The sequence below is a fragment of the Methylobacterium pseudosasicola genome, assembly GCF_900114535.1.
Taxonomy (GTDB): domain Bacteria; phylum Pseudomonadota; class Alphaproteobacteria; order Rhizobiales; family Beijerinckiaceae; genus Methylobacterium; species Methylobacterium pseudosasicola.
Window position 1 is genome coordinate 295,702 of the sequence record NZ_FOTK01000001.1, and the last position, 23,974, is coordinate 319,675.

22 protein-coding genes are annotated in these 23,974 nt (G+C 69.9%); 17 read left to right on the top strand and 5 right to left on the bottom strand.

Features of this window, described 5'->3' with window-relative positions:
• The first annotated feature begins 39 nt into the window (after nt 1-39).
• Both lanM and BM228_RS01455 read left to right on the top strand, forming a co-directional pair.
• Nucleotides 40-453 carry a lanmodulin LanM gene (gene lanM, locus BM228_RS01450; protein WP_092036464.1) on the top strand — a complete coding sequence of 138 codons (414 nt, stop codon included), beginning with the start codon at nt 40-42 and terminating at the stop codon, nt 451-453.
• Between the two features lie 300 nt (nt 454-753).
• Complete coding sequence (locus BM228_RS01455) at nt 754-1,089, top strand: hypothetical protein (protein ID WP_092036466.1); 336 nt, start codon at nt 754-756, stop codon at nt 1,087-1,089.
• 229 nt (nt 1,090-1,318) lie between these two features.
• On the opposite strand, the gene BM228_RS01460 is transcribed toward BM228_RS01455, so the two are convergent.
• On the bottom strand, nt 1,319-1,672 hold the full coding sequence (locus tag BM228_RS01460) for a hypothetical protein (RefSeq protein WP_092036468.1): 354 nt from the start codon (nt 1,670-1,672) through the stop codon (nt 1,319-1,321).
• A gap of 85 nt (nt 1,673-1,757) precedes the next feature.
• Here BM228_RS01460 and BM228_RS01465 point away from each other — a divergent pair, with 85 nt between their 5' ends.
• Nucleotides 1,758-2,180, top strand: a complete 423-nt coding sequence (locus BM228_RS01465) for a DUF1810 domain-containing protein (RefSeq protein ID WP_092036470.1) — start codon at nt 1,758-1,760, stop codon at nt 2,178-2,180.
• Between the two features lie 450 nt (nt 2,181-2,630).
• Entirely contained in the window at nt 2,631-2,990 is a 360-nt protein-coding gene (locus BM228_RS01470; RefSeq protein ID WP_244536983.1) for a hypothetical protein, read from the top strand.
• Between the two features lie 63 nt (nt 2,991-3,053).
• Here BM228_RS01470 and BM228_RS01475 read toward each other — a convergent pair whose 3' ends face one another.
• Both BM228_RS01475 and BM228_RS01480 read right to left on the bottom strand, forming a co-directional pair.
• Complete coding sequence (locus tag BM228_RS01475; protein WP_092036474.1) at nt 3,054-5,516, bottom strand: PBP1A family penicillin-binding protein; 2,463 nt, start codon at nt 5,514-5,516, stop codon at nt 3,054-3,056.
• A 134-nt stretch (nt 5,517-5,650) separates the two neighbouring features.
• Nucleotides 5,651-6,310 (bottom strand): HdeD family acid-resistance protein, encoded by a 660-nt coding sequence (locus BM228_RS01480; protein WP_092036475.1) that lies wholly within the window; start codon nt 6,308-6,310, stop codon nt 5,651-5,653.
• Between the two features lie 199 nt (nt 6,311-6,509).
• Between BM228_RS01480 and BM228_RS01485 the strand changes: the two genes are divergently transcribed.
• On the top strand, nt 6,510-7,760 hold the full coding sequence (locus tag BM228_RS01485) for an HlyD family secretion protein (RefSeq protein WP_092036477.1): 1,251 nt from the start codon (nt 6,510-6,512) through the stop codon (nt 7,758-7,760).
• 5 nt (nt 7,761-7,765) lie between these two features.
• Complete coding sequence (locus BM228_RS01490) at nt 7,766-9,385, top strand: DHA2 family efflux MFS transporter permease subunit (RefSeq protein WP_092036479.1); 1,620 nt, start codon at nt 7,766-7,768, stop codon at nt 9,383-9,385.
• 71 nt (nt 9,386-9,456) lie between these two features.
• Here the strand turns inward: BM228_RS01490 and BM228_RS01495 are convergent, their stop codons facing one another.
• Nucleotides 9,457-10,710 (bottom strand): transglycosylase SLT domain-containing protein, encoded by a 1,254-nt coding sequence (locus BM228_RS01495; protein WP_092036481.1) that lies wholly within the window; start codon nt 10,708-10,710, stop codon nt 9,457-9,459.
• Nucleotides 10,711-11,033: 323 nt separating this feature from the next.
• On the opposite strand from BM228_RS01495, the gene BM228_RS01500 reads away from it, so the two are divergent.
• The 11 genes from BM228_RS01500 to BM228_RS01550 all read left to right on the top strand — a co-directional run bounded on the left by BM228_RS01500 (nt 11,034) and on the right by BM228_RS01550 (nt 23,355).
• Complete coding sequence (locus tag BM228_RS01500) at nt 11,034-12,224, top strand: inositol-3-phosphate synthase (protein ID WP_092036483.1); 1,191 nt, start codon at nt 11,034-11,036, stop codon at nt 12,222-12,224.
• Complete coding sequence (locus tag BM228_RS01505) at nt 12,224-13,129, top strand: HD domain-containing protein (RefSeq protein WP_092036485.1); 906 nt, start codon at nt 12,224-12,226, stop codon at nt 13,127-13,129. Before BM228_RS01500 ends, BM228_RS01505 begins: the two co-directional genes overlap by 1 nt.
• Before the next feature lie 63 nt (nt 13,130-13,192).
• Nucleotides 13,193-14,374 (top strand): class I SAM-dependent methyltransferase, encoded by a 1,182-nt coding sequence (locus BM228_RS01510; RefSeq protein WP_092036487.1) that lies wholly within the window; start codon nt 13,193-13,195, stop codon nt 14,372-14,374.
• Nucleotides 14,374-15,369, top strand: a complete 996-nt coding sequence (locus BM228_RS01515; protein ID WP_092036490.1) for a Gfo/Idh/MocA family protein — start codon at nt 14,374-14,376, stop codon at nt 15,367-15,369. The genes BM228_RS01510 and BM228_RS01515 overlap by 1 nt, the downstream gene beginning before the upstream one ends.
• A gap of 224 nt (nt 15,370-15,593) precedes the next feature.
• Entirely contained in the window at nt 15,594-17,195 is a 1,602-nt protein-coding gene (locus tag BM228_RS01520) for a YcaO-like family protein (protein WP_092036492.1), read from the top strand.
• Nucleotides 17,192-18,064 carry a sugar phosphate isomerase/epimerase family protein gene (locus BM228_RS01525; RefSeq protein WP_092036494.1) on the top strand — a complete coding sequence of 291 codons (873 nt, stop codon included), beginning with the start codon at nt 17,192-17,194 and terminating at the stop codon, nt 18,062-18,064. Before BM228_RS01520 ends, BM228_RS01525 begins: the two co-directional genes overlap by 4 nt.
• Before the next feature lie 148 nt (nt 18,065-18,212).
• Complete coding sequence (locus BM228_RS01530; RefSeq protein ID WP_092036496.1) at nt 18,213-19,451, top strand: glycosyltransferase family 4 protein; 1,239 nt, start codon at nt 18,213-18,215, stop codon at nt 19,449-19,451.
• A gap of 16 nt (nt 19,452-19,467) precedes the next feature.
• Nucleotides 19,468-20,226 carry a PIG-L deacetylase family protein gene (locus tag BM228_RS01535; RefSeq protein ID WP_092036498.1) on the top strand — a complete coding sequence of 253 codons (759 nt, stop codon included), beginning with the start codon at nt 19,468-19,470 and terminating at the stop codon, nt 20,224-20,226.
• Nucleotides 20,216-20,833: a uracil-DNA glycosylase gene (locus BM228_RS01540; RefSeq protein ID WP_092036500.1), complete on the top strand. Its 618-nt coding sequence runs from the start codon at nt 20,216-20,218 to the stop codon at nt 20,831-20,833. The genes BM228_RS01535 and BM228_RS01540 overlap by 11 nt, the downstream gene beginning before the upstream one ends.
• A gap of 148 nt (nt 20,834-20,981) precedes the next feature.
• A complete protein-coding gene (locus BM228_RS01545; protein WP_092036502.1) occupies nt 20,982-22,070 on the top strand; it encodes a lysylphosphatidylglycerol synthase domain-containing protein in 1,089 nt (362 codons plus the stop codon).
• 22 nt (nt 22,071-22,092) lie between these two features.
• A complete protein-coding gene (locus BM228_RS01550) occupies nt 22,093-23,355 on the top strand; it encodes an ATP-binding protein (RefSeq protein ID WP_092036754.1) in 1,263 nt (420 codons plus the stop codon).
• Here BM228_RS01550 and BM228_RS01555 read toward each other — a convergent pair.
• Nucleotides 23,346-23,948 carry a glutathione S-transferase family protein gene (locus BM228_RS01555; RefSeq protein ID WP_092036504.1) on the bottom strand — a complete coding sequence of 201 codons (603 nt, stop codon included), beginning with the start codon at nt 23,946-23,948 and terminating at the stop codon, nt 23,346-23,348. The genes BM228_RS01550 and BM228_RS01555 overlap by 10 nt on opposite strands.
• Nucleotides 23,949-23,974 lie beyond the last annotated feature (26 nt).

Sequence of the window (23,974 nt, forward strand, 5' to 3'; positions counted from 1 at the left end):
TTAGGAAGATCGCGCATCATATTTCGGGAGAATTTGGCAATGACTCTTCGTTTCATCAGTGGCTTCGCGGCGGTCGCGTTCGCCGTCACCGGTCTCGCAGTCCCCGCCGCGCTGGCCAAGCCGGTGAGCGGAGCCAGCGCCGTCAAGATGATCGACACCGACAATGACGGCACCGTCGATCTCAAGGAAGTGGAGGCTGTGGCCTCTGCGACCTTCGATCGTCTGGAGAAGGATGCCGACGGCACCCTCGACGCCAAGGAGCTGAAGGGCCGCCTGAGCAAGGCCGGCCTGAAGCAGGCCGATCCGGACAACGACGGCACCATCGACAAGAAGGAATACCTCGCCGCGGTCGGCGAGCGCTTCAAGGCGGCCGATCCGGATGGTGACGGCACCCTCGACGCCAAGGAGCTGAACTCCAAGGCCGGCAAGGCGCTGCTCGCCCTGATCAAGTAATCGTGCCCGGGCGCTCCTGGAGCGCACCGACAAACGACGACGCCCCCGTGGATCGATCCGCGGGGGCGTTCTTGTTTTCAGCCACGAATGCCTCACCGATGCGCGGGCTGCGCTTTCCGGCTCTTCTGCATCTGTTGGTTGTGGATCCGGCGTCTTGGATGTTGCATTCATCACCTCGTTACGGTTTCAATCCTCGGACGGAGGCACCATGAACCTGCGATGCCCGGAAGATGTGCAGGTTGGCGGTTGACGGATCGCAACCTGTAGGTGCAGTTTGGGGGCGGTTGGGGGGCCGATACCATGCGCAACGATACGCCCGAAGACGCCACAAGCCTGGAACTGCTCGCGGAGATGCGGGCCATGATCGACGCCGCGCGCCAGGTCATCGAAGTGTCGCAAGCGGCGCCTGATCGCCCGGCCGCAGTGGCAGTGCCGGAGCCGCTATCCGCGGAGATCCCGAGCGAGCCATCGGACTTGCTCGGCGACATCAGCGACAACCTGCTCGTCGCCTACCATCTCGCGAAGTATGACGGCGATCCGCTGACCGTGGCGCTGATCGAAAAGGTCCTGTTCCATGTCGGGCGCCGGCTGGCACGGGGCATGTCGCCCGCGGATGTCGGTATTCCCTGTCACTGAAGCGTTCGCCGCCGGAGTGGCATCAGCCCTGTCATTCCGGGGCGCAGCAGGCGAGCCCGAAATCCAGAGACTCCGACGATGCAAGGGCTTGCTCCACCTAAGGTTCTGGATTCCGGGCTCCGCTTCGCGGCCCCGGAATGACAGGGCCGTTGATAGACCTGCGGCTGCAAAGATCGGTCGTTTGCGGCAAGCAGGACAGTCCGGATCGAATACCTCGAAAGGGCTGCCACTAGCGCGTTTGCGTCAGGCGGCTTCGCATCAGAAAAAGTACGGCGGCGATCGCCCAGGCGGTGCAGGTCGGGGCCAGCCATTGCTGCAGGTTGGGCAACGACCAGCCGTACAGGAACTCGGCGCCGAGATGCGCCTGAACGGCATCCCAGCCGGCATGCTTGATGTCGTGCTCCCGTTGCCCGGCCTCCCGGCCGAAATAATAGGTCGAGACCACGAGAGCGGCGGTGGCCTCGGGCCGGGGCGCCCGCAGCCCAATCATCGCGGCGGCGATGCCGGCGGTCTCGGGTAGGGCCGTGAGGGCGTGGCTCGTCGCCGGGTTGGCGATCATGAAGCCGAGGAGCGTGTCGAGCATCGGGACAGGTTACACGGATCCCCCGGCGCCGGGCGCATCCGATCGGCCGCCGCCGGGTTGATGCCGTGCAGACCGGAGCGGGATCATGGCCGAACCGTACAACCTCGAGCGTTTCGTCGCCGCGCAGGAGGGCGTCCACGAGCGGGCGCTCGCCGAGTTGCGGGCCGGGGAGAAGCGCAGCCATTGGATGTGGTTCATCTTCCCGCAGATCGCCGGTCTGGGCTCCAGCCCGATGGCGCAGCGTTACGCCATCGGCTCCCTCGACGAGGCCCGGGCCTATCTCGCCCATCCGGTGCTCGGCCCGCGCCTGCGCACCTGCACGGCGGCGGTGAGCGGCGTCACCGGCCGCTCGGCGCACGCGATCTTCGGCTCGCCCGACGATATGAAATTCCGGTCGAGCATGACCCTGTTCGCCCGCGCCGCGCCGGAGGAGCCGCAGTTTGCGGAGGCGCTGGCGAGGTATTTCGGCGGTGAGCCCGACCCATTGACGTTGGCCAAGCTCGACTGAGCTTCAGCACGCGGCAAGCCGGAATGCGCGGCACCGCGCTGCGAGCTGGCACGACCACGCTGCCGGTCGGCGGCGCGATCGCGGCCGTCGTTTGGGGCGTCTCTAGGCGCCGACTCACTGGCTTGTATTGCCCATGCGGCAAAGGCGCGGTGGCCGCTTTTGGAGGCTCGCCGAGGTGGGACGCCTGGTGCCGCGCCGGCTCCAGTCTGCATCCCGATGAGAATTTCTTATTGATGGAGCTGAATTTTTTGACTGTGGCTAAAAATATATAGATTATATCGATCGATTATCTCGCGTGTATATATGAATTCCGAAAAATAATACGGAGAAAGACTGTGTGATCGATAGGTGTGCGCGCATGGACTGTTGCGTGCGGGCCATAGCGCGGCTCCGGCACCTGCGTATGTTGCCCTCGAAATCAGGGGGACTTCCGTGTCATCGAGATTCGTCTTGGCGCTGCTTGCTTCGAGCGGCCTGTCTGCTTGCGCGTCGTCGTCGGATAAGGTCGCCGCGACCTACGTATCGCCGATCCAGTATGCGAGCCTGTCGTGCCGGCAGATCGCGGAAGAATCGGCACGGGTCTCCGTCCGGGCATCGCAAGCCGCCGGGATCCAGGACAAGAAGCGCACGGATGACCAAGTGGTCACGGCGGTCGGCGTGGTCGTGTTCTGGCCTGCCCTGTTCTTCATCGATGGCGACAACATGCACACCGCCGAGCTGAGTCGTCTGAAGGGAGAGATCGAGGCGCTGGAGCAAACCTCGGTCCAGAAGAATTGCGGTATCCAGTTCCAGCGCCAGCCCGCCTCCTGAAGCGCCATCGGCACCGCGCGTTAGAGTGCCGATCTTTGCGGACGCGACCGCCGGGCGAACGCGTCACCGCCCCCACAGGCCGACGCGCTCGGCCCGGGCCTGCTCCTCGGCGCCGAGCAGGTCCGGGGGCGCATCCTCTGTGGCGCGGGCGCCGCCGGCCGTGAGGATCAGGGCGGCGAGGTCGTCACCCTCGATCCGGCAGCGGCCCGTGGCACCGTCCGCGACGGTACAGACCACCTCGCGGCGGCGCAGGTAATTGGCGAGCTGGCGGGCGAGATGGCCGCGCTCGCCGACGACGCCGAGCAGCCGCACGGTCCGCCCACGCAGCGAGAGCGTTCCCGTGTCAACCACCTCGGGCACGCCGCGAAGCTCGGCGGATGCCACCTGGGTCGGAGGCTGCACCGGCGCTGCGCCCGGCGCCGGCTCGGCCCTCTCCGCCGACGGGCGGGGCTTGCCCTTGGCGAGCTGCGCGGAGGCGCGCTGGATGAAGTCGTGAAAGATGCCGGCCGGCATCTCGCCGCCGAACATCCGGTTCATCGGGCTGTCGTCGTCGTTGCCGATCCAGACCCCGACCACGAGGTCCGGGGTCATGCCGACGAACCAGGCATCGCGGAAATCCTGGCTGGTGCCGGTCTTGCCGCCGATGATCTGGCCGGGCACCCGCGCCGCCCGGCCGGTGCCGGATTCGACCACCGCCTGGAGCGAATCAAGCATCATCTGCCGCGGCTCCTGCGCCAGTTGAGCGGTCGGCGCCGGATCGGCCCGGACGTAGAGCGGCTGCGGCGCCGCGCCGCGGATCGCGTGGATGCCGAAGCTCGCCAGCGGCGCGCGGCCGGAGAGCACGGAGCCGTAGGCGCGGGTCATCTCCAGCAGGCTGACCGTGCCGGAGCCGAGGACGAGGCTCGGCACGTTCGGCAGCTCGGACTGGATCCCCAGCTTGCGGGCGGTGGCGATCACCGCCGGGATGCCGACCTCCTGCCCGAGCTGGGCCGCCACCGTGTTGATCGAGAGCGCGAATGCGGTCCGCAGGGGCACCGACCCGCGATAGCGGCCATCGTCGTTCTCGGGCTCCCAGTCGCCGATCCGCACCGGACGGTCGTCGAGCACGGTCTCGGGCGTCAGGCCCTGCTCGTAGGCCGTGAGATAGACCAAGAGCTTGAACAGCGAGCCCGGCTGGCGCTTCGCCTGGACCGCCCGGTTGAACTGGCTGTCCTCGTAATCCCGGCCGCCGACCATCGCCAGGATCGCGCCGGCCTTCGACAGCACGACCATGGCAGCCTGGCCGACCTTGCGCTTGGCCCCGTCCTTATCGAGGCGACGGGCGACGACGCCCTCGGCGAGGCTCTGCAGGTCGAGGTTGAGGGTCGAGCGGACAATCATGTCGCCGTCGGTGCCGGCCAGACGCTTCACGTCGCCGGCGATCATGTCGAGGAAGTAGTTGGTGCCGGGCGGCGCCTCGGGGGGCGACTTCAAGGTCACGCTCTGCTTGCGGGCCGCATCGGCCTGGGCTTGCGTGATCGCGTGGGTCTCGACCATGGCCTGCAGCACCACGTCGGCCCGCTCCTTGGCACCGCCGAGGTTGCGGGTCGGGGCGAGCTGCGAGGGCGCCCGCACCAGCCCGGCCAGCATGGCAGCCTCCGGCAGGGTCAGAGCCTTGGCGGGCTTGCCGAAATAGCGCCGGGCCGCCGCGTCCGCCCCGTAGGCGCCGGCGCCGAAATAGGCGGCGTCGAGATAGCCGAGCAGGATCTCGTCCTTGCTCATGGTCGACTCGACCCGGAGCGCCAGGAACGCCTCCTGGACCTTGCGCCAGAGCGTCTTCTCCTGGTTCAGAGAGGTCAGGCGGACATATTGCTGCGTGATCGTCGAGCCGCCCTCGCGCACGCCGCCGCCGACGGCGTTGCGCCACGCGGCGCGAGCCAGCCCGCGCAGGTCGATGCCCCAGTGGCTGTAGAAGCGCCGGTCCTCGATCGCCACGATCGCCTGGGCGAGATGCGGGGGTAGGTCGCCGGCGGTGAGCTTCTGGCCGCGGAAGCTGCCGCGCGTGGCGAAGACCCGCCCGTCATCGGCCTCGACGGTGATCGCCCGCTGGCCGGTCTCGACGACCGCGCCGCCGAGCGGCGGCAGGGTCACGAGGGCGGCGAGCAGATAGATCGCCAGCGCCAGGGCAGGCAGCAGGATCGCGGCGCCGACAGCGAGCAGCGCGGGCCGGCGCCGCAGGCGGCCGAAGCGCCCAATCCCGGCAGGCGCGCGCATCGCCGCGTCCGCTCCCGCGGGCGGGTCGGCGACGACGGGCTGCACGCGATCGCGCCTCCGCTCAAGAACGCTGACGGCGCGCGCGGAGGCTGCCTGTCCAAGGCGCAGGAGGCTGCGCCCGGCGGCGGCGATCAGGATCCACAGATGGCGGAACAAGTCGCGGGCGGCGCGTCCGGCCTCGCGGGCGGCTTTGCGCGGGTCCGGCGTGTCGGCCCCGGGCTCCTGTCTGGAGCCCGGATCGGTCGGGGCGCGCTCGGGCGCGTCTGGCGTCATCGCGATGCGTGTTCCGGGACCGGCCTCTCCGGTCCACGGAGGGTTCTAAGCTGCATTCGGCTGCAAGTCCCACCAACAAAGGGATGACGCCAGCCTTCGGGCTCGACCGTGGGATGCGCGCCACGCGACCCGGTCTACCGCCCGACCACTTGCCCGGCAGCCCCGTGCCGGCTGCGCAGCTGGAAGGCGAGGATCAGCAGGAGCACACCGAACGCGAAGCTGTAGGCGCCGATCCACCAGGTCAGCACCAGGGCCGACATGCCCGGCTCCAGGATCAGCGCGATGCCGAACAGGATCGAGACGAGGCCGCCCAGCCCCAGCCACCAGCGCCCGTAATGCAGGTGCAGCCGGAAGGCGGCGGCGATCATCAGGCCGCCAGTCACGAGTGCCCAGGCGGCGAGCAGCAGCACGAACGCCCAGACCGCCGCCCCCGGCACCAGCACGGCGGCCACGGCGACGATGATGTCGACGATGCCTTCGAGGAGCAGGAAGCCCCAGCGCTCATGCCGCTGCGCGGCCCGCACCGCGCCGACGATGGCGAAGATGCCGTCGACCAGCGTGTAGCCGGCAAACAGCAGCACCAGCGACAGCACGAAGGCCTCCGGCGCCGCGAAGGCCACGATGCCGAACAGGATCGCGATGACGCCGCGCAACGCGATGAGCCACCAGTTGCGGGCGAGCGACGCGCTCATGGCGTCGAGGCGGGCGGCTCCGGTGAGCGGGATGCCGGAGGGCGACGTCGCGGTCGAACCGAAACCTGAGCCCTGCGGTGTCGGGGACGGGGTGCTGGTCATAGCGGAACTCCCAAGCGCGCCGGGCGCGCGTGCCCGGTCGGCCCGCCCGCAGAACGCTGCACTGCGACAAGCGTTCCTGCCCCGTGGCGTTCCCCAGGCGGAACCTTGGCGCGGCCGCCGACTTTTGCTGACCGAGGCGGGCATGAGTACAGCCCGGCCGCCGCGCGGCGGCCGGCCCATCCGGTGGTGATGAGACGCCATGTTTGACGATCAGCGGCAGGCTGCCGAGCCCGCGTCACGTCCGCTGCCGGCCGAGGGCCGGCCCGAAGCGCCCGATCGCGACATTCTGGATCTCGGCCGCGGCAGCTCCCGCCCGGAGGGCGAGACCGCGCGCAAGCCGGCCCCAGACGACGACGAAGGCCAGAGCGCCCCGGACGAAAAATCCGAGGACGACACCGAGCCGGAGGACGAGGAGCAGCGCCCGAACATCCTGCGCCGCCATCCCTGGGCGTTCCTGCTCGGGGGCCTCGCGGTGCTCGCCCTCTGCGTCGGCGTGTTCTTCTACTGGCTCCTGTACATGCACCCCTACGAGAGCACCGACGATGCGTTCGTCGATGCCCGCAGCATCTCGGTCCAGCCGAAGGTCGGCGGCTACCTGGTCGAAGTGCCGGTCACCGACAACCAGCATGTCGAGGCCGGACAGATGCTGTTCCAGATCGATCAGCGCGACTACCGGATCGCCCTCGAACAGGCCAAGGCGCAGGTCGTGGCCGACGAGGCGGCGATCAAGAACATCGACGCCCAGATCCAGGCCCAGTACGCCAATATCGACGTGTCCAAGGCGCAGATCGCTACCGCAGAGGCGGCGCTGAAATTCGCTCAGGAGGACGCGGCTCGCTACAAAGATCTCGCGGAGCGTGGTTCCGGATCGGTCCAGCAATCCCAGTCGGCGACCTCGACGCTGCAGCAACGCCAGGCTTCGGTGCAGAGCGCCAATTCCAGCCTGGTCGCGGCGCAGAAGCAGATCGGCTCGCTCCAGGCCCAGAGGGCCTCGACCGAGGCGCAGATGGCCCGCGACAAGGCGCAGGTCGAGCAGGCCGAGCTGAACCTCGGCTACACCACGATCCAGGCGATGCAGCCCGGGCGCGTCGTGCGGCTGACGGGGGGCATCGGTGCCTTCGCTCAGGCCGGCCAGAGCCTGTCGATGTTCGTACCCGACGACGTCTGGGTGACGGCGAACTACAAGGAGACCCAGATCACCGATATGCGGCCCGGCCAGCCCGTGGACCTCGTGATCGATGCCTATCCGAGCCGCACGATCCACGGAACGGTGGCCTCGGTCCAGCCGGGTTCGGGCACGGCCTTCAGCCTGCTGCCGGCTCAGAACGCCACCGGCAACTACGTGAAGGTCACGCAGCGCATCCCGGTGAAGATCGTGGTCAAGGACTGGCCGACGGATGTCGCGATCGGCCCCGGCATGTCGGTCGTCCCCACCGTCACGGTGCGGTGACCGCCATGGCCGGCACGGGCCAGGCATCTTCCGGCAAGTCGTCCTCCGCTAAGGCCCCGGGCGGCCATAACCCTTGGCTGATCGCCGGTGTGGTGGCGCTGGCGACCTTCATGGAGGTGCTTGACACCACCATCGCCAACGTCGCCCTGCGCTACATCTCGGGCGGCCTCGCAGTCGGGCCCGACGAGGCGGCCTGGGTGGTGACCAGCTACCTCGTGGCCAACGCCATCACGCTCACCGCGTCGAGCTTTCTGGCCAAGCGCTACGGCCGCAAGGCGTTCTTCATGTGGTCGGTGGGCCTGTTCACCATCGCGTCGATCCTGTGCGGCTTCGCCTGGAGCCTTGAGTCGCTGCTGCTGTTCCGGGTGCTGCAGGGGCTGGGCGGCGGCGGCATGGCGCCGCTGGCGCAGTCGATCCTGGCGGATTCGTTCCCGCCCGAGAAGCGCGGGCAGGCCTTCGCGCTCTACGGCGTCGCCATCGTGGTTGCGCCGGTAATCGGCCCGACGCTCGGCGGCTGGCTATCGGACAATGCCTCCTGGCACTGGTGCTTCCTGATCAACGGGCCGAACGGCGTGATCGCCCTGGGCCTGATGTACTGGCTGATCGAGGACAGCGACGCCGCCAAGAAGGAGCGCCGCGCCCTGGTGCGCAAGGGCATCCGGTTCGACATCGTCGGCTTCCTGCTGGTCGCCCTGTTCCTCGGCTCGCTGGAGGTGATCCTCGATGAGGGCCAGCGGAAGGACTGGTTCGGCACCTCAACCCTGATGAACGTGTCGGGCGTGCTGATGGTCGTCTCATTCATCGTGATGATCCCGTGGCTCCTGAACCACAAGAACCCGGCGGTCGACCTGCGCCTGATCGGGAATCGCCAGTTCGGCTCCTGCTTCCTGGTGATGATGTTCACCGGGGCGATCCTGATCTCGACCACGCAGTTCATCCCGCAGATCACGCAGGAATATTACGGCTACACCGCCACCCTGTCGGGACTCGTGCTCGGCCCGGGCGGCATGGTCACGGTGGTGATGATGTTCCTCACCGGGCGCGCCTCGGCCTACGTGCAGCCGAAATGGCTGATCGCCGCCGGTATGACCATCGTGGCGCTCGGGATGTACGACCTGACGCGAATCAACGGCACGACCACCTTCGCGTTCTTCGCCTGGTCGCGGGTCTATATCGGCATCGGCCTGCCGATGGTGTTCCTGTCGATCACCTCGGCCTCCTACGAGGGCCTGCGCAAGGACCAGACCGACCAGGCCTCGGCGCTGATCAACGTCGCCCGCAACGTCGGCGGCTCGATGGGCGTCTCGCTCGCCCAGAACATCCTGGCCTATCGCAGCCAGTTCCATCAGAGCCGGCTGGTCGAGAGCGTCAACCCGGCGGCGCCCGCCTACCAGGAGACCATGCGGCAGGCGACGCAGTACTTCTCCGAGCACGGCTATGCCGGCGTCGAGGCGCAGAGCCAGGCGACCGCCTGGATCGGCAGCGTGCTCCAGACGCAGGTGGCCTATTGGGCCTATATCGACGTGTTCTGGGTCTTGGGCCTCGTCGCCGCCTGCGCGGTGCCGCTCGCCCTGAGCCTGAAAACGGTCAAGCTGGGCGGCGGCGCCCCGGCAGGAGGGCACTGACGTCTGCGTCAGTGCAGCGTCCCGACAGGTGGGTACCGGCTCTCGGACAGACGGGATGCAACATCGACGACCTACACGCCGTCCGGCGGAAGCGCCTCGGTCACCGCGACGCGACGATCGTCCGGGCCTTGGCCGGCCTCGTTGGCCGCGGTCTCGGTCGGGGCGGGCGCCTTGTCCACGGCGCCGGCAACGGCGGCAACGCCCTGGTAGCGGGTCAGGCGGCGGTCGATCATGTCGTCGATCCGCCCGTGCAGCTCCGCCACCGTTAGGCTGCGGCGCTTGCCGCCGCTCTTCTCGGTGAACAGGCTGCGATTGGCCCGGGCGGCGCTGCGGAACTCGCGCCCGGCCACCTCGTCGGGCTTCTCGGAGGACAGCGACAGGAAGCGCCCGGCGCTGGCGGTGCCGAGGAAATGGGCGAGGTACAGCTCGGTGGTGGTGAGCGCCCGCCCGACCTTCGCCTCGATCCGCTCTCGGTCGCGCTTGATCAGCTCGGCTGCCATCAGGGCGGCGATTCGGGGATCGTTGCGCAGGCCGAGGACGCGGGCGCGCATGGGGCCGGCCACGGTGATCGCGGAGCCGCGACCCTTCACGGCGGCGGCTTCCTCGGCGAGCCCGTAGCGGGCGCCGTAATCGCGGATCATCTCCAGCCAGGTGCGGGCGACAAACTGGAACAGGCCCTGGGCCGAGGAGGTCCCGGCCTTGGCATCCGTGTCGAAGCTCGATTCCTTGTCGGCCAGGGCCATCATGTAGACCGGATCGACGCCGGCCTCGTCCGAGGCCTTCACGATCGTGTCGACCACCTTGCGCGGCACGCTGCGCTCGCCGAACCGGACCGCGTCCGCGCCCTGCTCCTGGGTCACCCGGGGCAGGGTCGCGAGGTCGTCCTGGATCAGCGCGGTGGTCGCCGGCTCCTGATCTTCCACAGGCAGGCCGGACCAGGCCTCGCCGCCCTCGACCGGATTTGCGTCCGAGAGACCGGGCCGGAGGCCCTGATCCGGTTCGCCCGCCGGCGTCCAGCCCGTCTCGCTCTCGGCGGCGAGCGCCTGGGCCGCGCGCGGGCTCGCATCGATCCGGTCATGGGCCTGCGCGGACGGCGCGAAGAAGGCCGGCGCGAAGGCCGCCTGCGGCAGCCCGAACCCGGCGGCGACGCCCAGGGCCAGTGTTCCGATGAAGCGGCGAAGGCCGCTGCGGCGAAGTGACCGGCGCTCGTTCCCGCGCCCGGCCCGCGGCAGCCACGCCACGGATTCAGTCTCACAAAAGCTCGCGCTGGGCACGAGTCGGCTCACGTCGTCGGCGCAACGCGCCGGCTCCGGGAAAACCCCCATCACTGGTCCTCTTCAGAATGTCCCTTGTGTCGGCCCGGCGTCTGGCGGCCGGGTCCTTTGAAGCGGCGGCCCTATCGGCGCCGGCCGTGACCAGAATGGGACGGCTCCGTGATTCAAGCGTGGCACGGTCAACGAAGGGTTAACCCTGCTTTTTGAGGCCGCCTTAACGCCGTGATCCGGCCGCGCTCGGCCCCGGGTCGGCGCAAAGTTGTCGCATTCGACTTGGAACGACCCACATTCGAGCCAGTTAGATATCGCCCCGGGGGGGTCGACTATTCATTTCCGAGACGCGACCCGCGTCCCCACAAGGACACTATTTTCCGATGAGCATGCAGACCGGTCGCCGTGTCGGCGTCGCCTTCGTTGGCATGGGTGGCGCTGTCGCCACCACCGCCATCGCCGGCATCGAGATGATCAAATCCGGCTCGAACCGGCTCGACGGACTGCCGCTCGCCGGCCTCTCCGTGGCGGGCATGGCCGACTACAAGGACCTCGTGTTCGGCGGCTGGGACCTCAACGGCGACGATCTCGCCTCCGCCGCCTCCGGCCACGGCGTGCTGTCGAAGGACGACATCGAGGACGGCGCCCAGGCGCTCAAGGGCATCACGCCCTGGCCCGCGGTCGGCAGCGCCAAGTTCTGCAAGAACATCGACGGCAGCAACCGCATCGTCGCCGCCGGCCACCGCGAGGCGGTCTCGATCATTGCCAGCGACCTGCGGCGCTTCCAGAAGGAGAGCAACCTCGATCAGGTCGTTGTGGTGAACCTCGCTTCCACGGAGCGCTGGCCCGACCTGTCCGACCCGACGCTGAACTCGCCGGAGGCCTTCGAGAAGGGCCTGGATTCCAGCGACGAGGCGATCTCGCCCGCGATGCTCTACGCCTACGCGGCGATCAAGAGCGGCATCCCGTATGCCAACTTCACCCCGAGCGTGGCCGCGGACGTGCCGGCCTTGCTCGGACTGGCCACGGAGATGAACGTCCCGGTGGCCGGCAAGGACGGCAAGACCGGCCAGACCATGATGAAGACGGTGCTGGCCCCCGCCTTCAAGGCGCGCGCCCTCCACGTCGATGGCTGGTTCTCCACCAACATCCTGGGCAACCGCGACGGTCTCGCCCTGAACGACCCGAACTCGCTGCAGTCGAAGCTCAACACCAAGGGCACGGTGCTCGATTCGATCCTCGGCTACCCGGTCGAGGACCACCTCGTGCACATCCACTATTACCGCCCGCGCGGCGACGACAAGGAAGCCTGGGACAACATCGACGTCACCGGCTTCATGGGCCAGCGGATGCAGATCAAGGTCAATTTCCTCTGCAAGGACTCGATCCTGGCCGCCCCCCTGGTCATCGAGATCGCCCGGGTGCTCGATCTGGCGCACAAGCGCGGCGACGGCGGCGTACAGGAGCAGCTCTCGACCTTCTTCAAGGCCCCGATGGTGAAGAACGGCCATGGGCCGGAGCACGCCTTCGGCAAGCAGGAAGCGATGCTCCTCGATTGGCTCGGCGTTCACTGATGTCCGACGCGGCGGCGCCGGCCGCTCTGCGCGAACTCTTCGTCGAGATGAACGACCTTAAGCGCGTCCATTCGGCGGGCCGCGAAGGGTCGATCGCCGAACGGCTGTTCGCACAGGGCTGGAGCCTGCTCACCGGCGGCGCCGCGCCGCAGGATGTCGCCCTCGACATCACCGCGACGACGCTGGCGGCGACCCGGCTCTGCGACCTCGACGCCGCCTTCCTGGCGGCGGCGGGGCTCTCGGAGGCGGCGGCCTCCGCCGTGCTGGTCGCGGGCTTCGACGCCGTCACCGGCAATCTCGACCCGGACCTGCGGGATCGCTTGCGCCGCCGGCTCGCACCGCGCCCGCCCGGCCGGCCCGGACCGGTACCGGCCTTCGTGGCGGCGCTGGCGAAGCAACCGCGGGCGGGGGTGACCTGCCCGGGCCGCGCGCGGATCCTGCTGGAGCCGCCCGAGAACCACGCCGAGCATTGCCTGATCGTCGCGGTCTACGGCGTCTGCCTCAGCCCGTTCTACCGGGCCGATCCCGGCACCGTGTTCCTGGCCGCCATGGCGCATCACTTTCACAACGCCGCGATGCCTGATGCCGGCTTCACCGGCGAGATGCTGCTCGGCGACCATCTCGGCCCGATCATGGCCGTCACCACAGGCTGGGCGATGAACGAGCTGGACGCGCCCCTGCGCGGGGAGGTCGAGCGCGCCCGAGCCGTGCTGCCGGACGACGCCACCGCCGAGGGGCGCGCCTTCCACGCCGCCGATTGTGTCGACCGGGTCCTGCAGATCGCCCAGCACCTGCGCGGCGCCTCCACCACGATGGCAGCGGTGCTCGACGAGTGGGAGCTGGTGCATGCCGGCCCGGTGAAGGGCTTCCACGACCGTGTCCTGCGCGACATGCGCATCCCTTAGGACCGAACCCGCGTTGTCCGTCAGACCCGGTCGCCCATCTGACGGGGGCGGTCCCGAGAGCCCATGATCCCGTTCGAACTCATATCGCCGCAGACCGGCAACCCGCTGAAGCCCGATGGGCCGCACGCCCTGCGCGACGCCGGCACTGGTGCGCGCTGGCCCGTCATCGATGGCATTCCGTATCTGCGGATCGGCCGCGAGACTCTGGTCGAGCGGGTTCTAGCCCATCTCGACGCGGGCGAGCCCGACGAGGCCCTGGCCGCCCTCCTGGTCGATCAGGACGATTGGTGGAACGGTCCCCCGGCGGATCCGGCCGGGATCATCCAGCTCATCAAGGACCGTCGCCACGCGACGTTGCGGGACGCCGTCGATAAGCTTGGCTGGGGCCGCGTCGGCGATTACTTCCTACATCGCTGGACCGACCCGACCTTTCTGGCCGGCCTGACGCTGCTCGAAGCGCATTGGAACGAGCCGCGCTGCGTCTTCGAATTCGCCTGCGGCATCGGCCACTACCTGCGCGAGCTCGAACGCCGCGGCTGCAAGACCGCCGGGGCCGACGTGGTCTTCGCCAAGCTCTGGGTTGCCCGCCACTGGGTCGTCGGCCCCAAACCGCAGCTGGTCTGCTTCGATGCCGGCTCACCGCACTGGCCCATCCCCGGCGCGCCGGTCGACCTCGTCGTCTGCAACGACGCCTTCTACTTCCTCGACGATAAGGCCGGCCTCCTCGACAACCTGCGCCAGAATGCCGGCGACGATGGCTGGCTGGCGCTCAGCCACATCCACAATCGCGAATGCCCGGGCTTCTCCGCCGGCCGGGCCGTCACCGCCGAGGAGATCGCCGAGCTGTTCCCCGACGCCCTGGTCTATGATGATGCCGAGTTGACCCGCGCCCTGGTCGAGGCCCGGGCGCCGGTGCCGCAGGAGCCGGCGTCTCTGCGGAGCTGCGAGGCGTTCTCGGTGGTGGCCGGCCCCGGCATGCGCCCGGCGCCCCGCGCGGTGGTGGATGGGCTGACTCTGCCGAAGGCCGGGACCGTGATGCGGCTCAACCCGCTCTACCAACCCGAGGGCGGCGGCCACGCGATCCACTGGCCCTCCGACCGCTACCGGGAGGAATACGCACCCCGGGCCACCTACCCCATGCAGACCTCGGCGCCCGAGCAGATCACCTTCGACGGCACCATCGACGGTGCCGAGACGCAGCGGGTCCGCGCCCGCGAATTCGTCGATCTCCCGGAGCGCTGGTGATGGACTCCGTCGGCTGGGGCATCGTCGGCTACGGCTGGGTCGCCCGCGACTACATGGCCCCGGGCATCCGGGCGGCGGGCCACCGCCTCGTGGCGGTCAGCGATCCCAACCCGGATTGCCGCGCGGCGGCGGAGCGCGAAGGCGCCCGCGCCCATGCCGACCTCGCCGGCCTGCTCGCGGAGCCCGAGGTCGAGGCGGTCTACGTGGCGACCCCGAACCATCTCCATCGGGGCGCCGTCGAGGCGCTCGCGGCCGCCGGCAAGGCGATCCTGTGCGAGAAGCCGATGGCGGCGACGCTGGCCGACGCCGAAGCCATCGTGCGGGCGGTTGAGTCCCAAAACATCTTCTACGGCACCGCCTTCGACCAGCGGCACCACCCGGCCCACCGGGCGATCCGCGCCCAGGTCGCTGTCGGTCGGCTCGGCACAGTCACGACGGTGCGGATCGTCTACGCCTGCTGGCTCGGGCGCGACTGGTCGGAGGCCGGCCAGCCCAACTGGCGGATCGACGCCGCGCAGGCCGGCGGCGGCGCGCTCATGGACCTCGCACCCCACGGCCTCGATCTGGTGAATTTCCTCCTCGGCGAGCCGATCGCCGACATCGCCGCCCTGACCCAGATTCGCGCCCAGGATTACGCCGTCGATGATGGCGCGCTGCTGATCGGCCGTACCGCCGACGGCGTACTGGTGAGCTTGCACGTTGCCTACAATTGCCCCGACGCCCTGCCGCGCCGCCGCCTAGAGGTGGGCGGCACCAAGGGCCAGCTCACCGCCATCGACACGATGGGCCAGACGGCCGGCGGATCCCTGACTTTCACGGACGGCGCGAGCGGACGCACGGAGCCGCTGGCCTTCGATGCGGACAACTCGCCTTTCACCGAGCAGGTGCGCGCCTTCGGCTCGGCCCTGCGCCGGCCCGAGGAGCGCGTGGCCTATTCGGCCTCCCGAGACCTCCACACGATGCGACTCGTCGCCCGTGCCTACGGGCAGGGGTAACGCTCTCAAGACAGGATCGCCAACCACGGAACCAGACTCCAGGACGTCCCACCATCACCCTCATCCTGAGGTGCCTGCGTCAGCGGGCCTCGAAGGTGCCCTCCAGAGATCGCGCGGCTGGCTGGAGGCCTCCTTCGAGGCCTCCACTGCGCTTCGGCACCTCAGGATGAGGGGAGGGAAGGGATAGGCCACGGCGCACGGTTCAAGGCAGACGGGAATACGACTTGACCGACACAGCTCTCAGCCACGACCAGGATGACCGCGCTCGCCACGAGCGGATCAAGGCGCCGCGCCCCTATCGGTTCGGCGCCAAGCGCCGGATCGAGGGGCTGCCGGAGGCGCTGCCCGATCCCGTGCGGGCCTATCTCGACGTGCTGCCGGAGGGGCGCATCGTCGGATTCCCGCTGGCGCCGCTTGACCGGACCGGCGTGCCGGTCTGGTTCGTCGCCCTGTTCCTCGACGATCCGTTCTTCGTCGGCGCGATGCCGTCGGGCATCGGCTACGGCGCTACCGACGAGGAGGCGCTGATCGGTGCCGTGGCCGAGATTGCCGAGAACCTGATGCCGTCGCTCGCCGTGCTGCCGCGGGCCAAGGAGCGGGCGAGCTATACCGATCTCGCCCGCGTCTACGGGGCGAAGTCCGTCGCCGATCCGCTCACCCTGTGCCTGCCGGCAGGCTCGCCGGTCGGCCGCGACACCGTGCTCGAATGGACCCCGACCGTCCGGCACCGGACCGGCGAGATCGTGCTGATGCCGCTCGATGTGGCCGCCACCGATTATTTCGAGCTGTCGGAGGGCTACCGGCCCTTCACCAACCTGATCACCAACGGCCTCGGTGCCGGGCCCGACGTACCCTTCGCCCTCGGCCACGGCGTGCTCGAACTGTTGCAGCGCGACGGCAACGGCCTGCTGTTCCGGGCCCTCGACCAGGGCGTGATGCTCGATCTCGACGGGATCGGCCCGGAGAACGCCGCGATGCTGGCCCGGCTGAAGGAGCTGGGCATCCGCGCCCTGCCGAAATTTGCTACCGACCAGTTCGGCCTGACCAACCTCTACGTCGTCGGCTATGATGAAGATCCCGCCCGGGCACCGGCGCCGATCGCCCTCTCGGCCTGCGGCGAGGCCTGCGATCCGGACCGCGAGCGGGCCCTGCGCAAGGCGCTGCTTGAATTCCAGGCGGCCCGGGTGCGCAAGACTTTTGGGCACGGTCCGCTCGACCTCGCCGCCACGGTGACGCCGCCGGGCTATGTCGACGCTTTTATTCAGAAGGCGCTCCCCAGCTTGGATCTGGAGGAGAGCCGCGCCCTGCAGGCGATGCTTGCTTGGATCGAGCTGCCGGCCGCCGATCTCCGGAGCGTGCTCGCCGATACCGTGTACAGCGAGCGCAGCACCAAGCGGTTCTCGGACCTGCCCTCCACCGAGGCGGCCGACGGGCATGCCCGGGGCAGGATCGCCTGCGACCGGCTCACCGAAGCCGGGTTCGACCTGCTCTACGTCGATTGCTCGCCACCGGGCGGCGGCGTCGGCGTGGTCAAGGCCATCGTGCCCGGTCTTGAGGTCGAGACCATGAGCTACTACCGGATCGGCGAGCGCAACACGCGCAAGCTCATCGAGCGCGACCACCCGCTGATCCGCTTCGGCGCTGAGAGCGAGACTCTGCGGCCGGTGCGCCTGACCCCGGAGGCCGTGGAGCGCTTCGGCGGCCAGCCCCTGTTCGACACCGCGCTCGCCGAGCAAATCGTCGGGCGGCATTATCCGCTCTATCGCGAGCCGGAATCGCACCACGCGCCGTTCCGGCTCGCCCAGAAGCAGGGGAGGGCGGCGTGACGCTCCGCTTCGCCTACAACACCAACGGCGCGGCTAACCACCGCCTCGACGACGCGATCCACCTGATCAAAGCGGCGGGCTACGACGGCGTCGCCCTGACGCTCGACATTCACCATCTCGACCCCTTCGCCGAGACCTGGGCGGCGGAGGCCGGCCGGGTGGCGAGCCTGCTGGAGAAGTTGGAGCTGGCCTGCGTCATCGAGACCGGCGCCCGCTTCCTCCTCGATCCGACCGCCAAGCACGAGCCGACCCTGGTGACGGCCGATGCGGCGGGCCGTGCCCGGCGGGTCGGCTTCCTCAAGCGGGCCGTCGAGATTGGCGCGATGCTGTCGGCCGAGGCGGTGTCGTTCTGGGCCGGCGTGCCGAAGCCCGGTGTCGACCACGGCGAGGCACGCCGCCGGCTCGCCGAGGGGCTTCACGAGGTCGCGGCCTTCGCCGAGCAAGCCGGCGTCGTGCCCTGCCTGGAGCCCGAGCCCGGCATGCTGATCGAGACCCTGGACGATTTCACTGCGCTGTCCGTGCCCGGCCTCAAGCTCGCCCTCGACACCGGCCACTGCCTCGTCACCGGCGAGCGCGATCCAGCCGAGGCCGTGCGCGAGTTCGCCGACCGGATCGGTACCGTGGCGATCGAGGACATGAAGCGCGGCAGCCACATCCATCTGCCCTTCGGCGAGGGCGACATGGACGTGCCCGGCGTGCTCGGCGCCCTGGAGGAGATCAACTTCGGCAAGCTGGTCTGCGTCGAGCTGTCCCGCGAGAGCCACCGGGCCGACATGATGATCCCCCAGGCCCTGGACTACCTGCGCGGCTGCCGGCGTCCCGGCCCGGTCCTCGCCACCGAGCAGGAGACGCGGCGGCAATGGCAGTGATGGGACGCGCGCACCTCTCCTCCCCCTTGCGGGGAGGAGCCGGAGGTGGGGGTGGTGCAGGATCGAGCGCCCCGGTGCCGTCTGCGCCACCCCCACCCCTACCCCTCCCCGCAAGGGGGAGGGGATCCTGGCCGTCCGGTGCTGCCCGATGAGAATCCTCTTCCTCAGCCGTCGCTACTTCCCGGCGATATCGGGCATGAGCGTCTACGCGCAGAACCTGCTGCGCGAGCTGGTCGGCGCCGGCCATGACGTGACGATGATCTCGCAGTACCGGGGCGACGCCTTCGGCACCCGGGTCTATGGCGGCGGCCCGCCGCCGCCCGTGCCGGGCGTGCGGGTGATCGGCCTGGAGCAGCTCGGCGAGCAGAGTTCAGGCGATTTCGAGCGCGACATCGCCACCATGGTCGCGGCGATCTGCCGGGCGCACGCGGACAAGCCGTTCGACGTGCTGCACGCCCAGTACGGCTACCCGACGGGCTGGGCGGTTTTGCTCGCCGCCCGAAAACTCGGGGTGCCGAGCGTGGTCTCGATCCAGGGGGGCGACGGCCACTGGGTCGGATCCTGCTGCGAGACCCACCGGGTCGCCATGTGCGAGGTGCTGGCCCATGCCAACGCACTGCTGATCGGCGGCGCCTCCTTCGTGGACGAGGTCTGCGAGCGCCTGGGCTCCGATCCGGCCCGCTTCACCATCGTGCCCGGCGCGGTCGACACCGACCGCTTCGCGCAAGGGACACCCGACGGGCTGCCGACGCCGCATGCCGGCCCGGTGCGGCTGTTCTACCACGGCCGGGTCGACCGCCGGAAAGGCGTGCTCGACTTCATCGCCGCCCTGGCGATCCTGCGCGAACAGGGCACGCCCTTCGCGGCGACGATCTCCGGCATCGGTCCCGACGTGGAGCCTGCGCAGGCGATGGCCGCGGACCTCGCCTTCTCCCCGCGCGAGATCGCGTTCACCGGCTATGCCGAGTACGGCCAGGTGCCGGATCTCTACCGCCGGGCCGATGTGTTCGTCTCGCCGACCTACGCGGAGGGCTTCTCCAACACGATCCTGGAGGCCATGGCGGCCGGGCTCGCGGTGGTCTCCTGCCACGCGGTCGGCGTCTCGGATTGCCTGCGCGACGGCGAGAACGGCCTGCTGGTGAATCCGGGCGACGTCCCGGCGCTGGCGGGCGCGCTCACCCGCATCGTCACCGATGCGGCGCTGCGCCGGAGCCTCGCGATGGCGGGCCTCGAGGAATGCCGCCGGGTCTATTCCTGGAGCGCCGTCGGCCGGCAGATCATGGAGGTCTACGCCCGGGTGCGCCAGGAGCGTCCGGCCACGGACTTCTCCGTCGATCTGCCCAAGGACCCGACCTGCCGGTTCCGCGCCGAACCGCATCTCCTCTGACCGAAAAGCCGCCTGCGTGCCGACAGCCCTCGCCCTCTCGCCCCATCTCGACGACGCCGCCTTCTCCTGCGGCGGGCTGCTCGCCAGCCTGGCGCGGGACGGCTGGCGGGTGGTGATGGCGACGCTGTTCACCGGCAGCGTCGCCGACCCGACAGGCTTCGCGCTCGCCTGCCAGCTGGACAAGGGCCTGTCGGCCGAGATCGACTACATGGCCTTGCGCCGCGCCGAGGATGTCCGCGCCGCCGAAGAACTCGGGATCGCGCCGCCCCGGCACCTGCCGTTCCGGGAGGCGCCGCACCGGGGCTACGGCTCCCCGCCGGAGCTGTTTTCCGAGACGCGGGCCGATGACGGCATCGCGGCCGAGCTGGCGCCGACGCTGTCCGAGCTCATCGCCTCGGAGGATCCCGACCTCATCCTCGCTCCGCAGGCGGTGGGTGGCCATGTCGACCATGTCCAGGCGGTGCACGCCCTGGTCAGCCTCGCCGTGCCGATCCCGATCCTGTGGTGGCGCGACTTCCCCTACACGGTCCGCGAGGCCACGCCCCGGGAGCCCCTGGCCGACCTGTTCGCCGCCCTGCCGGTCCGACGGATGGCCCTGGCTCCCGAGGCCCAGGCGCGGAAACGCGCGGCCTGCGCCGCCTATACGAGCCAGATCGGCTTCCAGTTCGGCGGCGTCGCGGGGCTCGACGCGCGGCTCGCCCGGGAGGAGGGGATCGAGCGCTTCCGCCTCACGGGCCGGCTCGCGGCGCCGATCTCCGGCCTCGATGCCGGTTGAGCCTCAGGCGCCGAAATCCCTGGCTGATCCGGAGGCGCTCGCCGCCCGCCGCGCCCTGATCGACGCGCCGCATATCGCTCCGATCCGAGCCCTGGCCGACAAGATCGCCGCCGAGCGGGGCGCGCCGGTGCCGATCCCCGACCCCCTAGACGGTGGCGTCGGCGCGCGGATGCTGCTGCTCCTGGAGACGCCCGGTCCGGCGGTTCTGCGCACCGGCTTCGTCACCCGCGACAGCGCGAACGGCACCGCCGCCAACCTGTTCCGCTTCCTCCAAGAGGCCGGCATCAAGCGGGCCGACACCCTGATCTGGAACGCGGTGCCCTGGCTGATCCATGCCGCGGGCGCCCTGAACCGGGCGCCGCGCCGGGCGGAAGTCGCCGCAGCTGCGCCCTATCTCGCGCCGTTGCTCGACCTTCTGCCGCGGCTGACCGTCATAGTGCTGGCCGGCCGCTATGCCGGCGAGGCGGCGCCGGCGATCACGGCGCTACGTCCCGGCCTGCCGCTGATCGCGATCCCCCATCCGAGCCCGACCTATGTCTGCACTTCACCAGAGGTGGCGGCCCGGATCCGTCGAGGCCTCTCGGAGGCGGCGGCGTTCCTATCATGAACGCATTCCCGCCTCTTGCCCGGCCTTCCCTGGCCTTGCGCGCCGGTTCGGCCTACATGCGGGGCAACGGGCCGCGGTCCGGGATCTTCCGGCACGGGCGCAGGCCTTCGGCCGGGCCGCGCAGCCGGAAGGGCGGACGCCGAACGGCATGAACTTTCAGGGACAGCACCGGGGACCGGCGGAGCCGGTCGAACCGGTCAAGCAGGACGCCGCCGCGGGCACTGCGCGGAAGAGCTGGCGCGGCCGGTATGCCTGGATCGGCACGGCCGCCAGCATCGTGCTGTTCGCGGTTTCCCTCGGCGTGCTGTGGAAGCTCGTCCAGAGCGTCAGCTGGGCGGAGGTGCGCGCCGCCGTGGCGGCGGCGACCGCCGAGCAGCTCGGCCTCGCCTTCCTGTTCGTCGGAATCAGCTACCTGTTCCTCACCGGTTACGACGCGCTGGCCCTGCGCCAGCTCCGGATCAAGGTGCCCTACCGAATCACCGCGCTCGCCTCGTTCACGAGCTACGCGGTGAGCTTCACCCTCGGCTTCCCGCTTCTGACCGCCGGGACCATCCGCTACTGGATCTATGCCCGCCAGGGCCTGTCCACACCCAAGATCGCGGCGCTCACGGTGATCGCCGGCTTCACCTTCTGGCTCGGCATGGGCGTGGTGCTCGGCCTCAGCCTGATCATCGAGGCCGGCCAACTCGCCGGGCTCGCCTTCACGTCGATCCGGATCAACCAGGGCGTCGGCCTCGCCGCGCTCGGCCTGGTGCTCGGCTATCTGGCTTGGGTCTCGGCCAAGAAACGCAGCATCACGGTCAAGCATTGGCGGCTGGAATTGCCCGGCGCCTCGGTCTCGATCGGCCAGATGATCGTCGGGATCGGCGATGTCTGCGCGGCGGCGGCGGTGCTGTACGTCCTGCTGCCGCAGGAGACGACGCTGGGCTTCACCACCTTCCTGGCGATCTACGTCTTGGCTGCCATGCTGGGCATCGCCTCCAACGCCCCCGGGGGGATCGGGGTGTTCGAGGCCACCGTGCTGCTCGCCCTGTCGAGCCTGCCGCGCAACGAGGTGCTGACCTCGCTGCTGCTGTTCCGGGGCTGCTACTATGTCGTCCCGTTCGTCATCGCCCTGGCGATGCTCGGCCTCTACGAGATCGTGAAGCGAGCCGGCGGCGCGCGCGATCCGGGGCCGCCCGAGGGCGTTGCCGGCCCGTCCGGGCGGCCACGGCCCGACGAACCCGGACCCCGCTGACCGCTCCGGCACGCCGTCGACCATGTCCGACCGTCCGCGCAGTTCCCCGGCCTGGACCGGCGCCGCGATCGCGGTCGGCCTGTTCGCCACCGCCGTCGCCCTGGCCGCCCGCCTCGAACTTCCGCTGATCCTTGCCGGCCTCGGCGCGGTCTGCATCGGCGGCTGGCTCGGCGGGCGGCACCGGGAGGCGCCGCTGCCTCGGCCGGCGGCGACCGCCCAGCGGCACGCCATCGCCGAGGCGCTGCTGGCCCACGTCCCCGACCCAGTCATCCTGGTCGATCGGCGCACCCTGGTGGTGGAGGCCAACCCGGCCGCCCGCGCGCTGCTGCCGGCCCTGCACCAAGCCCGGCCGTTGTCCTTCGCTTTGCGCAGCCCGGAAGTGCTGGACGGCGTCGAGGCGGTGCTCAGCTCCGGCATGCCCCGCCGCGTCGCCCTCTCGACCCGGGTGCCGCTGGAGCGGACCTTCGAGGTCCAGATCGGCGCCCTGCCGATGCCGGACGGGTCCGGCGTCAGCGCGGTGCTATTCCTGCGCGACCTCACCTCGGCCCGGCGGCTGGAGGCGATGCGGGTCGATTTCGTTGCCAATGCCAGCCACGAGCTGCGCACCCCGCTCGCCACCCTGATCGGCTTCATCGAGACCCTGCAGGGCCCGGCCCGCGAGGATCCGCAGGCCCGCGAGCGCTTCTTGGAGATCATGCGCGTCCAGGCCCAGCGTATGACGCGGCTGATCGACGACCTGCTGTCGCTGTCGCGGATCGAGCTGCGCGAGCACGTGGCGCCGACCACCGTGGTCGATCTCGGCGCGCTCGCCCGCCAGATGGTCGATGCGCAGGGGCCGCCCGCCGAGGTTCGGGGCGCCACGATCCGGTTCGAGGACGGGGACGGTCCTTATCCCGTGCCCGGGGATGCCGACGAACTCGCCCGGGTGATCGAGAACCTGATCGAGAACGCCGTGAAATATGGCGGCGGCCATGTCAGCGTCGGCCTGTCCCGGGAGGAGGATCGGCGCCTCGGAAGCCGGATCGTCCTGTCGGTGTCCGACGACGGACCCGGCATCCCGCCCGAGCATATTCCGCGCCTCACCGAGCGCTTCTACCGGGTCGACGTGGCCTCCAGCCGCGCCCGGGGCGGCACGGGCCTCGGCCTCGCCATCGTCAAGCACAGCCTCAACCGTCACCGGGGCCGCCTGACCATCGACAGCACGGTCGGGGAGGGGACCATCGTGCGGGTCAGCCTGCCGGAACACGGCGCCGCCGAGGTGCCGCGCCTGGCCGATCAGGCATAGGGCCCGATCCCGAGGCCGGCCTCGACCCGGGCGATCCAGGCGCGGATGGCCGGGTAGGGCGCGAGGTCGAACCCACCCTCATGGGCCATGCGGGTGTAGGCCACGAGCGCCACGTCGGCGAGGGTGAGGGTGTCGCCTACCAGGAAGGCCGACCGGTCGAGCGTTCCCTGCATCAGCCGCAGGGCGTCCACGCCGCGCTCGGCGAGCCTGGGCTCGAGCTCGTCCGGCGACCGCTTGAGGTAATGGAGCTGGTAGCGGCGGACCGCGATGTAGGGCTCGTGGCTGTACTGCTCCCAGAACATCCATTGTAGCATGCGGGCGCGGGCGCGCGCCGCCTCGGGAATGAGCGCCGAGCCTTCCGCCAGATGGATGATGATCGCGTTCGACTCCGACAGGGTCTCGCCGTCGGGGAAGACGACCAGCGGAACCCGGCCGGCGGGATTCAGCGCCAGGAAGGCCGGTTCGCGCGTCCCGCCGCCCGGCACATCGACGTTGCGCCAGACCGAGGGAATGCCGAGATGATCGGCCACCCATTTGACCTTCAGGCAATTCCCGGAGCCCGGATCGCCATAAAGGATCAGGGGTTCGGCCATCGGCACCCTCGCGTGCAATTCGGGAC

Bases quoted from the DNA above. Each gene is read 5' to 3' on its own strand.
- lanM (WP_092036464.1), top strand. From the start codon at position 40: ATGACTCTTCGTTTCATCAGTGGCTTCGCGGCGGTCGCGTTCGCCGTC.
- BM228_RS01455 (WP_092036466.1), top strand. From the start codon at position 754: ATGCGCAACGATACGCCCGAAGACGCCACAAGCCTGGAACTGCTCGCG.
- BM228_RS01460 (WP_092036468.1), bottom strand. From the start codon at position 1,672: ATGCTCGACACGCTCCTCGGCTTCATGATCGCCAACCCGGCGACGAGC.
- BM228_RS01465 (WP_092036470.1), top strand. From the start codon at position 1,758: ATGGCCGAACCGTACAACCTCGAGCGTTTCGTCGCCGCGCAGGAGGGC.
- BM228_RS01475 (WP_092036474.1), bottom strand. From the start codon at position 5,516: ATGACGCCAGACGCGCCCGAGCGCGCCCCGACCGATCCGGGCTCCAGA.
- BM228_RS01480 (WP_092036475.1), bottom strand. From the start codon at position 6,310: ATGACCAGCACCCCGTCCCCGACACCGCAGGGCTCAGGTTTCGGTTCG.
- BM228_RS01485 (WP_092036477.1), top strand. From the start codon at position 6,510: ATGTTTGACGATCAGCGGCAGGCTGCCGAGCCCGCGTCACGTCCGCTG.
- BM228_RS01490 (WP_092036479.1), top strand. From the start codon at position 7,766: ATGGCCGGCACGGGCCAGGCATCTTCCGGCAAGTCGTCCTCCGCTAAG.
- BM228_RS01495 (WP_092036481.1), bottom strand. From the start codon at position 10,710: ATGGGGGTTTTCCCGGAGCCGGCGCGTTGCGCCGACGACGTGAGCCGA.
- BM228_RS01500 (WP_092036483.1), top strand. From the start codon at position 11,034: ATGAGCATGCAGACCGGTCGCCGTGTCGGCGTCGCCTTCGTTGGCATG.
- BM228_RS01505 (WP_092036485.1), top strand. From the start codon at position 12,224: ATGTCCGACGCGGCGGCGCCGGCCGCTCTGCGCGAACTCTTCGTCGAG.
- BM228_RS01510 (WP_092036487.1), top strand. From the start codon at position 13,193: ATGATCCCGTTCGAACTCATATCGCCGCAGACCGGCAACCCGCTGAAG.
- BM228_RS01515 (WP_092036490.1), top strand. From the start codon at position 14,374: ATGGACTCCGTCGGCTGGGGCATCGTCGGCTACGGCTGGGTCGCCCGC.
- BM228_RS01530 (WP_092036496.1), top strand. From the start codon at position 18,213: ATGAGAATCCTCTTCCTCAGCCGTCGCTACTTCCCGGCGATATCGGGC.
- BM228_RS01540 (WP_092036500.1), top strand. From the start codon at position 20,216: ATGCCGGTTGAGCCTCAGGCGCCGAAATCCCTGGCTGATCCGGAGGCG.
- BM228_RS01545 (WP_092036502.1), top strand. From the start codon at position 20,982: ATGAACTTTCAGGGACAGCACCGGGGACCGGCGGAGCCGGTCGAACCG.
- BM228_RS01550 (WP_092036754.1), top strand. From the start codon at position 22,093: ATGTCCGACCGTCCGCGCAGTTCCCCGGCCTGGACCGGCGCCGCGATC.
- BM228_RS01555 (WP_092036504.1), bottom strand. From the start codon at position 23,948: ATGGCCGAACCCCTGATCCTTTATGGCGATCCGGGCTCCGGGAATTGC.